Genomic DNA, 10,288 nt, shown 5'->3' with positions numbered 1-10,288 from the left:
GGACCGGCCCGCCACCCCGAACGGGTATGGCGGGCCGGTCCGGCGCCTGCACCGGTGGAGATGACCGCGGGAGAACGGTTACTGGTGGGCCGCCGCCGCGGTCACCGCACCGGCCCCGGCCAACTCACCGCCGATGCCGTTGTTCAGCGCCCAGATTGCCGCCTGCGTGCGGTTGGAGGCGTTGATCTTGCGCAGCAGGCTCTTCAGGTGGACCTTCACCGTCGCCTCGGTGATGTTCAGGTGGTTGGCGATCATCTTGTTGCTGTCGCCGTTCAGCAGACAGCGCAGGATCTGGACCTCCCGCTGCGACAGGCCCTTGCGCGACACGGGCATGTCGGTGCCGTTCCCGTTCACCCGGCCGGAGATCAGCAGGGCCGCAAGATGGGTCGGGAAAACCTTCTCGCCCATCATCACCAGGCGCAGCGACTGGGCCAGCGCGTCGGACGACAGATCCTTCATCAGGTAGCCGTCGGCCCCGGCCTCCAGCGCGTTGGCGAGGCGGCGGGTGCACAGGTCGCTGGTCAGGATGACCATGCGCGCCTCGGGAAGCTGCGCGCGCAGGCGGCGCATGCCGTCGGCCTCCTCCTCGCCCCCATTCACCAGATCGAGCAGGATGAGCTGCGGACGCAGGCCGTTCTCCACGGAGTTCAGCGCCTCACGCAGGTTCCCCGCCTCGGCGGCGATCTGAAAGGGTGAATCGTCGAGAAGCCTCTTCAGGCCTTCGCGGAACAGCTTATTGGAGTCGATCAGAAAAGCACGCACTGGTTCCATTGGTCAGCTCCCGCGATTTTTGGAAAATTGCTCTGACTCCCTGGGCAATCTTGTAGGCTACCAATCACCCGAGGTTTCCCCACCCGTGCCCCACCGATGGCATTGACGTGCCGATATTTTGGATGACCTTACCCCTGTGTCGTGCAACACGGTACCACTCTGTGGGATTAAAAGAAGAACGCATTAGGCATATGCGCAAAGCTACTTTTAATCATGGATTACTGCATCTCTTTCAAAGTACTCGCCACCCCCAATCGAATGGATACTTTGCGGTTTTTCTACCACTTTCTTGCACGAGGGCGCACGCTTTGGATGCGCATGGGGGATGATCGGTTCATGTGAGTTGCCAAAAGTTCCCGACCCCAAACGGGCAGGAGGCACACATGCCAAAGAAGCGCATCCACCCCTTGCCGCGCCCGTCCTATGATCACCGCCACCCCTTCACCGTAGGTCATAACACCATGCGGAGGGAGCCTTCTCGAAGAATGCGGTGCGTGGCTTGATGTGGACGATGATCGGCGCGGCCGCGGCCGGCTACCTGCTGCTTCTCGCCCGCAGCGCCTGGAAACAGGGGGAGATACGCCAGTTCCTGCGCAGCCTCGCCATCGTGTTCGCCCTGTGCACGCTGGTGGCTGGCGCGGTTCTCGCCGCGATGCTGCTCGATTCGCGCTGACCATTGGGAACTCCGGCCGCCGGAATGCACGCCGGAGTGGACGCCAAAAAGAACGAAGGCCCCTCCCCGCCTGGCGGCGGAAAGGGGCCTCTCCGGACCGGTCTGCCGTGGATGGACGGTCAGATCTGGCCGCGCTCGTGGGCCTGCCGCATCAGCACATACTGGCGCATCATCTGATTGCGGAAGCGGTAGCGGGTCCAGCCCGGTTCGACCACCGGGGCCAGAACGCCGCCATACTCCTCACGGCAGAGCCGTTCCAGGATGCCGAGTGCCTCCTTGGTCGGCGGAGCGCCACCCGGTCCGGCCAGTTCCTTGGGATCGAAGGTCCCGTAGGAGTCCGCCGGGCACAGGGCGCAGGCCAGCAGCACATCCTCCAGCTCGGCGCGGCGTTCGGCGGCCAGCGCGCGGGCGTAGGAGTCGACGATGCCGCGCTCCGCCTCCTGCAGGCAACGGGTGACGGCGTAGGCGAGGTCGTCCCGCTCCACCACCGTCGAGCCGCGGCTGACCGCGCTGCGGGCGGCGTGTAGTCCAAGAAGCTGGGCGTAATAGGGCAGACCGCGGACGAACTCGCAGATGCGGTCCACAGCTTCCGGCGCGAAGGCGATGCCGGCGTTCTCGGCTCCCGCGTTGATGAGGCGCCCGATCTCCACATCGGTCATCAGCGGCAGATGCACCGGCACCAGCGAGCGCTGGATTGACGGGTGCTTGCCCAGGAGCTGATCCAGGTTCTCCGCCACGCCGACCACCAGCAGCGTCACCGGGATCGAGCTGTCGGTGAGATTCTTGAACAGCTCGGCCAGCTTGTTGCGGAAGTCCTCGTCGGTGACGCGGTCATACTCGTCGAGGATCAGCAGCACATGGGTGGCGTGGATGCCCGACAGAACCTCGTTCAGCTCCGTCACGCTGAACCCGCCCTCGGGCAGAAGCTCGTTGAAGCTGGTGAAGCTGCGCCGCGAGGCGAAGGGGTTGTCCATCCCCGAGCGGTAATAGGTCGAGGGGATCTTTTTCAGGAAGTGACGGAAGATGTCTTCAAAGCTCAGCTCCGCGCTGCAGGTCAGCTTCAGCGAGAGGTAGCCGGCTTGGCCGGCGATCTTCTCGATGGCGTTGGCGACGGAGGTCTTGCCACGGCCACGGTCGCCGAACAGGATGACGTGCGCCCGCTCCTCCTCGATGGCGGAGATGATGCGCTTCAGCGTGTCGGTCCGGCCGATGAACAGCGAGTTCAACTGCTGCTTGGGCCGCGTCGGCGTGAAGGCTTCGCGCAGCAGGCCGTTCAGTTCGGGGGTGAGCCCCTTCAGCATCGCCGGCGCACCGACCGCCCCCGGTCCACGCAGCCCGCCATTCACGGTCATGGTGAAGCGTGGAAGATCCGTATCGGCGGGAGCTTGACCGCGCTGGCCGCCCAGTCCACCACCGCCGCCAAGCGGGCTGTTGAGAGCATCGTGCCGCAGCCCCGACGGGCCGCGCATCGTCTCGCCCAGCCCACCACCGAGCCCGCCTCCCGCCGCTCCGCCGACCGGGCGCAGATGCGGTGCCGGACGGCCCGCGACGGGGCTCTGGGATTGCATCGGCGGATGGCCGAGAGCCGCATTGCCTGGGGAGGAGCCCGGTCCGGCTGCTCCACCACCCGTGATGCCGCCACCCATGGACATCCGGTCATCCGCATCGGCGCTCGCCCGCCGCTTCCGAAAGAAGTTTCGCATCCGTCCCGATCCCAGAATTCCGCGTTGTCGTCACCAGCCGGCCTCGGCCGGTGGCCTGATCGTCGCGTCGCCCGCCCCGCCCCGGCCGACCCCGGCTCAGCTGGAGGTGCCCGGCGGCTGCGTTGGACGCATTCCGGATGTAAGCGATGCGTCGCCAAGGGTTGCCTGGGATTTCGGATTATTATCCGGAGGAGGTCCAACCCTTATGGCGACTCCATTCGGGCGGTCCGGCGTTTCAGAAGCCGGCGGCGTGGCCCAGCAGAGTCCAGACGAACAGGGTACCGAAGAGGGCCGTCAGACCGGCAAGCTCGCGCAGGAAAACCAGGATCGACATGGCAATCTCCCTTGATCGGTTGGCCGCGCCGCGGCGGGCGACGTCGAAACGCCCGATGTCAGCGTCGATAGAAAAATCCTAACAGAACAAAAAATGAACAACAAGCAGGTTGTTCGATTTTTGTTCCCATCCAGGCTCTTCGGTTCGACGCTGGGACCAACGCTGATGGCGCTGATCCGCGCCGCCTTGCACGCTGCGGCTGGCACCCCCGCACCACCGGAACCATATGGTCTTGTGGTGAGCGGTTGATGTAAGGAGAAGGTTCGCGGCCGAAGCGTTCCGCCCGCAAGGAGGGACTCCCAACACCGGACCGCGATCCGAACGAACGGACCATCATGGACAGCGCCAACCAGCAAACCGGCGACGGACCGAACGGCGCCGCCCCCAACTCCGCTCCCAGCAGCCCTCCCCCGGGCCACCCCCCTCAGGCCAACCGCATGCCCGCCCTCGTCCTGGGGGCGCTGGGCGTGGTTTACGGCGACATCGGGACCAGCCCGCTCTACACCATGCGGGAATCCTTCACCCACACCGGCCTGCCGCTCGACGAGCCGACCATCCTCGGCATCCTGTCGCTGGCGACCTGGGCGCTCATCATCGTGGTGACGCTGAAATACGTCCTGCTCGTGATGCGGGCGGACAACAAGGGTGAGGGCGGCGTCCTGGCCCTGGGCACGCTGGCCCACCGCGGACTCAGCTCCCGAGCGGGCAACCGCGCCATCATGGCGCTGGCGATCCTGGGCATGGCGCTGTTCTACGGCGACAGCCTGATCACCCCGGCCATCTCGGTGCTGAGCGCGGTGGAAGGGCTGAAGGTCGTCACCCCGGTCCTGTCCCCCTACATCGTTCCGATCACGCTGGCGGTCCTCACTCTGCTGTTCCTGTTCCAACGGCAGGGCACCGGCCGGGTCGGCATTTTCTTCGGCCCGATCATGGGGGTGTGGTTCGCCACGCTGGCGGTGCTGGGCCTGATCCAGGTGCTGCACTGGCCGGACGTTCTGCGCGCGTTCAACCCGCTCTACGGGGCGGCGCTGTTCGTCGATCACGGCTGGGTGGCCTTCCTGACGCTGGGCGCCGTGGTCCTGGCGGTCACCGGGGCCGAGGCGCTCTACGCCGACATGGGCCATTTCGGGCGGGCGCCGATCCGCATCGCGTGGCTCTACCTCGTCCTGCCGGCGCTGCTGCTGAACTACTTCGGGCAGGGCGCCATGCTGCTGCACGAGCCGGAAACGCTGGAGAACCCCTTCTTCCATCTGGCTCCGGACTGGGCGCAACTCCCCCTGGTCCTGCTGTCCACGGCGGCCACGGTCATCGCCAGCCAGGCGGTGATCTCCGGCGCCTTCTCGCTGACCCGCCAAGCGGTGCAGTTGGGCTACCTGCCACGGCGCGAGATCCGCCACACGTCCGAGCATGAGGTCGGCCAGGTCTACATCCCGCGCAACAACTGGCTTTTGTTGATCGGCGTGGTGATCCTGGTGATCGGTTTCGGGTCCAGCAGCAATCTGGCCGCCGCCTACGGCGTGTCGGTGACGGGGGCCATGGCCATCGACACCATCCTCGCCGCTGTGGTGGCGTGGCGGCTGTGGCGCTGGAATCCTCTGCTGGTCGTGGCCGCCTTCTCCATCCTGCTGGTGATCGACCTCGCGCTGTTCGGGGCGACCCTGCTGAAGGTGCCGGACGGCGGCTGGTTCCCGCTGCTGATCGCGGCGGCGGTCTACACGCTGATGACGACGTGGCGCCGGGGCCGCCGCATCCTGGCGGAACGGCTCTACGCCGACGCCTTGCCGATGGACCTGTTCCTGCAGCGCGTCACGCCGCAGTCGCCGCAGCGCGTCGCCGGGACGGCCATCTTCATGACCGGCAACCCAGACGTCGTCCCCCACGCCCTGCTCCACAACATCAAGCACAACCGGGTGCTGCACGAGCGGGTGGTCGTCATGACGGTCATCATGGAGGAGGTGCCCCGCGTCTCTCCGGACCGCGCCGTCCTGGTTGAGAAGCTGGGCAAGGGCTTCTTCCGCGTGGTGCTGCGCTTCGGCTATCTGGAGCAGCCGCACATTCCCCGCGCGCTGGAGCGGTGCCGCCGCTTCGGCCTGCATCTGGACATGATGGAGACGTCGTTCTTCCTGGGCCGCGAGACGCTGATCCCGTCACGGTCGACCGGCCTGCCGGGCTGGCGCGAGCCCGCCTTCATCCTGCTGTCGAAGACGGCCCTGTCGGCCACGGAGTTCTTCTGCATCCCTCCGGGCCGCGTGGTGGAGTTGGGCACCCAGGTCGAGATCTGACCGTCAATCCCGTGCCCGTCAATCCCGTGCCACGATGGGGGTCAGACCGAACCGGGCGGCGGCGGACTCCAGCCGCCCGTCGCGCTTGACCGCCTCGACGAATCGGTTGACCCGGTCCAGCCACACCGGGTCTCCCGGTGCCACCGCATAGGCGTAGGGCGTGGTTTGGACCGGAGCGTCCGGCGTGATCAGGTGCGCCCATTGGTGGACGGCGAGCACCTTCCGGCCGTAGGGATAATCGGTCAGAAAGGCGTCGGCGCGCCCGGACTGCACCTCCTCCTCCCTCTCCTGAGGTCCGGAGACGATGCGGACACTGGCCTTGCGGAGGGTCCGGCTGGCGTAATCGTCCATGACGGTGCCCTTCTGAACCGCCACCACCATGCCGTCCTGGTCCAGATCGTCCCATCGCAGGATGCGCGGGTGCGTCTGGGAGGATACGGCGTAGATGCCGCTGCGCAGATAGGGCTGGCTGAACGCGATCCATTCCGCGCGGGAAGCGGTGGCGCCGATGCCGAACATGCCGATGTCGCAACGATCGCCCAGCAGATCGGCGATGATGGTCGAGAAACCGCTTTCCACGAAACTGACCTGCGCGCCCAGATCCTGGCCGAAGGCCCGTGCCATGTCGACATCCAGGCCCTGAAGCTCTCCACTGTACGGATTGCGGAAGGAGATGGCGTAATAGTCCGGCCAGATGCACACGCGCAGCAGTCCCATGCGCTGCACCCTGTCGAGCCGCGCCTCCGCCCGGACCGGCGTTGCGCCGCACAGCAGAAACACGGACTGGAGGACAGCGTGAAACGCCAACGCCGACAGTGCGATGGAAAGACGTCGCACGGCCTTGCCCCCCGTAAACCGGCTCCCACTGCGGCAGGATAGCACCACGCCCCCCGTCTGCACAGCGCGGGCTTGCGCTTCGCACGCCCGCTGTTAAGATTCGCGCGAACTCAGCATACCCCACGGAGCCGCGCGTGATGGCCAAGCTTGCCCTGCTGCAGCATCGGGGCGCCCTTCTCGCTTTGGCCTTCTTGTCGTTGATGGCTCTTCTGTTCGAGTTCGCCTACGATATCCACGCCGACCGCACCCTTACATTGAAAAACGCGGCGGAGAACATCGAAAATCTGGCAAGCGCTCTGGAATCCTCGATCAGCCGCACGGTTCAGACGGTGGACGTCACCCTGGCGTCGGTGGGCGACGCGGTGAATTTGAGAATGCTGCTGGACGGCCAGCCGACCCAAGGCCATGAGCATGGAGCGCTGGTTCTCCTGCTTCAGGAACGGTTGCGCCGGTCACCGCACATCCGCGGCTTCTTGGTGCTCGACCGCCGCGGTGTGCTGGTGGGTACCACGGAGGACCCTCGGCTGCTCGGCACCTCTTTCGTGGAGTTGGATCTGTTCCGCGCCCACCTGCCCAGTCAGAGCAAGGGTCTCCATGTCGGGAACCCGATGCGGGGGCGCTTCCTGACGCCGGCCGGAGCTGCGGAGGACCGGTCGGGCAAATGGGTGCTGCCGATGAGCCGGGCCATTCACGGCTCGGATGGAACCCTCCTGGGGGTGGTGATCGCCTCTGTCAATCCCGAGTACTTGCAAAGCATCTTCCGGGCGGTGCGCAACGGGCTGCACGGGACGGTGTCGCTCTACCGCCGCGATGGCCTTCTCCTGACCCGGCTTCCGCAGGATGGCACGAATGGAATCGGCACGCCGATGGCGGGGAATGAGCTGTTCCGGGTCCATCTTCCGGCGTCGGAAGGCGGCGTGTTCCATGAAACCACTCCGGACGGTGTAGATCGCATCACCGCCTATCGCGCCACGCCGGTCTGGCCGCTGGTTCTGGCGATCAGCCGCAGCGAAGACGAGGAACTGGCCGGCTGGTGGACCAACCAGCTGGAGATCGCGCTCGTCGCGCTGGGCTCCGGGCTGACCATCCTGCTGTTCACCGCCGTTCTGACCTTGTTGCACCGCAAGGATGCCCAGTTGGAGGACGGCAACGCCCGCTTCAACACGCTTCTGGAAACCGCCGTGGAAGGCATCCTGACGGTCCGCGTGGACGGCGTCATCGAAACGGCCAACAGCGCGGCCCACCGAATTTTCGGCTACCCGCCCGGCGGCTTGGTCGGGCGCGATGTGCAGGAGTTGATGGAACCGCAGCATCACGGGGCTCACAGCCGCATCATGGAGGCCATCGCCGCGGGCACCCGGCGGATCGGTCCGAATTTCTCCCGGGAGGTCAACGGGCTGCGGATGAATGGGGAGGTGTTTCCCCTCGACCTGTCCCTGGCCGAAGTGCAGACGCAGCAGGGCATCCTCTTCGCCGCATTCTTCCGTGACCTGTCGGAGCGCAAGCGGGTGGAGCGGGCACTGACCGATGCCAAGGAGAAGGCCGAGGCCGGGCAGCGCAGCAAGATGGAGTTCCTGGCAACCATGAGCCACGAGATCCGGACACCCATGAACGGGGTGATCGGCATGGCCGGGCTTCTTCAGGAAACCAACCTCGACGAGGAGCAGCGGGGTTACGCCGACACCATCCGCGACTCCGCGGAATCGCTGCTGACCATCATCAACGACATCCTGGACTTCTCCAAGATCGACGCCGGTCGCCTCACGCTGGAGATAACCGACTTCGAGGCGGTGCCGCTGGTCGAGAGCGTCGTGGAGTTGCTGGCCCCGCGCGCCGCCGCGAAGGGGCTGGAGCTGGCCAGCTACGTCCCGCCGGCCCTGCACGGCCCGCTGCGGGGCGATCCCGGACGGCTGCGCCAGATCCTGATCAATCTTGCCGGCAACGCGGTCAAGTTCACCGATCAGGGCAGCGTCACCATTGTGCTGTCGGTCGAGCCGGACAGCCTCTCCTCTGAGGGAAACGGAGCGGAGCCGGAGGACGCCGGGGGGAAGCCGCCGCAGGACACGCCGGTGACCGTCCGCTTCGAAGTGCGGGATACGGGCATCGGCATTGCCGCAACCGACCACAAACGCCTGTTCTCCATGTTCAGCCAAGTGGACGGGTCATCGGCCCGGCGCCATGGAGGAACCGGGCTGGGCCTCGCCATTTGCAAGCGACTCACCGAGCTGATGGGCGGGCGGATCGGTGTCCACAGCATGCCTGGAGAGGGCAGCGTGTTCTGGGCCGTCATTCCCCTGTGGCGTGGTGCAACGGCGGAAACCACCCCCATGGCGGGGGAGCCGGGCGCCTGGACCGGACGGCGTGTTCTTCTGGTGGATGATCTGGCGGTGAATCGCGACCTGCTGGCCCGCCAGCTCGCCGCGCTGGGGTTGGCAACCGAATCCGCGGCCACGGGAGAGGACGCGTTGCGCCGGCTTCTGGACGCCAGCGTGGAGGGGCGCCCGTTCGACGCCGCCATCCTCGATCATTGCATGCCGGGCCTGACCGGGCCCGAGCTGGCCGTCCGCATTCGCGCCGAACCGGCGCTGGCCACCCTGCCCCTGGCCTTGGCCACCTCCCACCGCATGGGTGATCCGGAGGGGGATGCCGCCGGCGTGGCGGTGCGGATCGTCAAGCCGATCCGCGCAACGGCGCTCCGCAACGCCGTCTCATGCCTGTTCGCCTCGCCGGCGAGGGCTTTGCCGCCGGTGGCCGCGCCCACCTCGGCCACATCCAGATCGACCCGATCCGGCAGATCGCCCCTATCCGGCCCCTTGCGGCGCCGCATCCTGGTGGCGGAGGACAATCCGGTGAACCTGCAGGTGACCCTCGCCCTGCTGCGCCGGGGTGGCCATGCGGTTGATTCCGTGTCGAACGGGTTGGAGGCGGTCAACGCCGTCGCCGCCCTGCCCTACGACCTCGTCCTGATGGATGTCCAGATGCCCGAAATGGACGGGCTGGCGGCGACGCAGGCGATCCGCCGGATGGGTGGAGCGGCAGCTCGTGTTCCGATCGTCGCCATGACCGCCAACGCCATGGAAGGGGATCAGGCCGTTTGTCTGGCCGCCGGGATGAACGATTACCTGGCCAAGCCCATCGTGGCCGAGCAGCTGCTGCAAACCGTCGCCCGGTGGACCGGCGTCCCGGAACCAAGCGAACCAGACCAGCCGGCACCGCGTCCGGAGACGGGCCCGCCGCCGCGGATCGACCATGCCAAGCGCCGGGATCTGCGCGACGCGATCGGCGATGAAGGCTTTGCGCTGCTGATGGACATCTTCCGCCGCGAGACGCCGGACCATCTCGACCAACTCCGGCTGGCGGCTCGGAATCGCGACTTCACGGCGGTGGAGTGCTCGGCCCACATCCTGAAGGGCTCGGCCGGCAATGTGGGCTTTGCCGAGGCTTCCATGCTGGCCGCTGAACTGGTTGCCGCCGCCCGCCGCCAGGATGTCGCGGGCATCGGCAGCGACCGCATCCAGCGCTTGGATGCCGCCCTCAAGGACGCCGTACGGGATGCCGAGCACACCGCCACCCCGAAGGACAATGACCGGGCGGCGCTGGAGACGATCGGACTTCGGACAGGCGGCTCCGGGACGACCTAGCCTCCCGGAACATCCGGCCTCCCGGAACATCCTGTGTTTGGTCCGGC

6 protein-coding genes are annotated in these 10,288 nt (G+C 66.7%); 3 read left to right on the top strand and 3 right to left on the bottom strand.

Annotation, left to right across the window (positions count from 1 at the left end; genetic code table 11):
- Positions 1-78: 78 nt before the first annotated feature.
- On the bottom strand, positions 79-771 hold the full coding sequence (locus ACFPMG_RS04580) for a LuxR C-terminal-related transcriptional regulator (protein ID WP_059398793.1): 693 nt from the start codon (positions 769-771) through the stop codon (positions 79-81).
- A 490-nt stretch (positions 772-1,261) separates the two neighbouring features.
- Between ACFPMG_RS04580 and ACFPMG_RS04575 the strand changes: the two genes are divergently transcribed.
- The gene (locus ACFPMG_RS04575) at positions 1,262-1,444 is read left to right on the top strand and encodes a hypothetical protein (RefSeq protein ID WP_376994017.1); all 183 of its coding nucleotides are present in this window, start codon (positions 1,262-1,264) and stop codon (positions 1,442-1,444) included.
- Positions 1,445-1,563: 119 nt separating this feature from the next.
- On the opposite strand, the gene ACFPMG_RS04570 is transcribed toward ACFPMG_RS04575, so the two are convergent.
- Entirely contained in the window at positions 1,564-3,012 is a 1,449-nt protein-coding gene (locus ACFPMG_RS04570; RefSeq protein WP_376994016.1) for an AAA family ATPase, read from the bottom strand.
- Between the two features lie 906 nt (positions 3,013-3,918).
- Between ACFPMG_RS04570 and ACFPMG_RS04565 the strand changes: the two genes are divergently transcribed.
- Positions 3,919-5,763 (top strand): potassium transporter Kup, encoded by a 1,845-nt coding sequence (locus tag ACFPMG_RS04565; protein ID WP_376994015.1) that lies wholly within the window; start codon positions 3,919-3,921, stop codon positions 5,761-5,763.
- 18 nt (positions 5,764-5,781) lie between these two features.
- On the opposite strand, the gene ACFPMG_RS04560 is transcribed toward ACFPMG_RS04565, so the two are convergent.
- A complete protein-coding gene (locus tag ACFPMG_RS04560) occupies positions 5,782-6,600 on the bottom strand; it encodes an ABC transporter substrate-binding protein (protein WP_376994014.1) in 819 nt (272 codons plus the stop codon).
- Between the two features lie 137 nt (positions 6,601-6,737).
- Between ACFPMG_RS04560 and ACFPMG_RS04555 the strand changes: the two genes are divergently transcribed.
- Positions 6,738-10,241 carry a response regulator gene (locus ACFPMG_RS04555; RefSeq protein WP_376994012.1) on the top strand — a complete coding sequence of 1,168 codons (3,504 nt, stop codon included), beginning with the start codon at positions 6,738-6,740 and terminating at the stop codon, positions 10,239-10,241.
- The last annotated feature ends 47 nt before the right edge of the window (positions 10,242-10,288 follow it).

Source organism: Azospirillum himalayense (assembly GCF_042657465.1).
In the GTDB taxonomy this organism is placed as follows: domain Bacteria; phylum Pseudomonadota; class Alphaproteobacteria; order Azospirillales; family Azospirillaceae; genus Azospirillum; species Azospirillum himalayense.
Note: the sequence above shows the minus strand (reverse complement) of the source record. Positions and strands in the feature narration are given on the sequence as shown.